We start from the raw sequence: 1,305 nt of genomic DNA, 5'->3' as shown, positions 1-1,305 counted from the left end.
TCAGATCGCTCAAAACCAGCACTCCCTACACCTCTCGCACCTGACCCAATGACCACGAAACACCTGCATCGCGCCTTCGCCCTGCTGGGTGGCCTCCTGCTCTGGGGCACAGCCGCTTCCGGCAGCGCCGTTCGAGCTCTGCCCGAAGCAGAGGTGAGCGCCAAGCTCGACACAATTCTGCTCTTGATGGCCGTGGATGATCAGGGAAAACCAAAAGCCATCCCCGCCACCATTGACGGCCGCTCCGTTCAGGCCTATCTCGCCGCGATCTCCATCCAGGCCGCAGAACAGATCAATGCCGGCGAACGCTATGGCCTCAGCAAAAACGTCGCCGGCAGTTTGCGTTTCACCCCCGTGAGCCTGGCACGTTTCAATCAGATTTTAGCTCCACTCCTGCAACAAAACCCCGAACAGCTGGGAGTGATCGCTCCTGATCCCAGCCAAGTGGCCGCTGCAGAGCAACTGCTGGTTGCACAGAATGTTCCCGCAGCGAAGGCGAAGGAGATCGCCAATCTGCAACCCATGGTGTTTTGCCCGGAACCAGGCCTGCTGGTAACCATGAATGAGGGACCGGCGAAGGGCAAACAGTTTGTGCCCTGCGCCACTGAAGTGGACTTCGTGGAAGGCATCGTGAAACGGGCCACGAAGGAATCACCTCAATTAGCCAAGAACCAGCCGCGTGTGATCGCGATTCCCCTGAATGCTTTCATCGCCTACCTACGCAAAGAACCAGCAGACAAAGTGGGGCAACTCCGCGTGGTTCCCAGCGGCCGCATGGTGTCGTTGATTCAGAAACTTGATCAACAAAAGGGCAATTAAGACGACTGCTTGTCAATGATCGCAAGGGCCCGATTCGCTAAATCCAGAGTGAGCCTCAGCTGCTCGCTCTGGGCAGCTTGGGCGCTCTCCTGACCGGCGGCAGGCCGCTTGAACACGATGAAGACATGGGGAGGAGCATGCTGGAAACCCACCAGCTCCCACCCCTGCTGCCCCTGACCGTTAAGAAAATCTTGTAATTGGAAGGCGGGATCCTGCTGCTGAGGCATCGGCCCTGCTGAGGCAGCACCAACCTCAGGCACGTAAAAGCGCGGAAATTCCTCTTTGAGGTAGGCCTCACTGAACACCTTTCCAGAAGGCTTGGTCTCGCTGTCGGGAGCATTCTGTGCTGGAGGCGGCTCTTGCGGCGCCGAGACCGGCGGCTCGATGTTCAAGCGCACCACTTGATACTCCCACTGCTGCACCAGAAACATTGCATCTGCAGCTTCATTTTGCCATGACTTTTTCACCCGGACAGGAGGCCGATGA

2 protein-coding genes are annotated in these 1,305 nt (G+C 57.9%); one reads left to right on the top strand and one right to left on the bottom strand.

Translation table 11 applies throughout. From position 1 onward, the window contains the following. Nucleotides 1-153: 153 nt before the first annotated feature. A complete protein-coding gene (locus tag SynRS9909_RS04320) occupies nt 154-819 on the top strand; it encodes a hypothetical protein (protein WP_162858289.1) in 666 nt (221 codons plus the stop codon). Here SynRS9909_RS04320 and SynRS9909_RS04315 read toward each other — a convergent pair. After that, the gene (locus tag SynRS9909_RS04315) at nt 816-1,250 is read right to left on the bottom strand and encodes a hypothetical protein (protein ID WP_007100281.1); all 435 of its coding nucleotides are present in this window, start codon (nt 1,248-1,250) and stop codon (nt 816-818) included. The two genes, SynRS9909_RS04320 and SynRS9909_RS04315, sit on opposite strands and share 4 nt — an antisense overlap. Between the last annotated feature and the right edge of the window lie 55 nt (nt 1,251-1,305).

Source organism: Synechococcus sp. RS9909 (assembly GCF_014279595.1).
In the GTDB taxonomy this organism is placed as follows: Bacteria; Cyanobacteriota; Cyanobacteriia; order PCC-6307; family Cyanobiaceae; genus Synechococcus_C.
Note: the sequence above shows the minus strand (reverse complement) of the source record. Positions and strands in the feature narration are given on the sequence as shown.

Bases quoted from the DNA above. Each gene is read 5' to 3' on its own strand.
- SynRS9909_RS04315 (WP_007100281.1), bottom strand. From the start codon at position 1,250: ATGTTTCTGGTGCAGCAGTGGGAGTATCAAGTGGTGCGCTTGAACATC.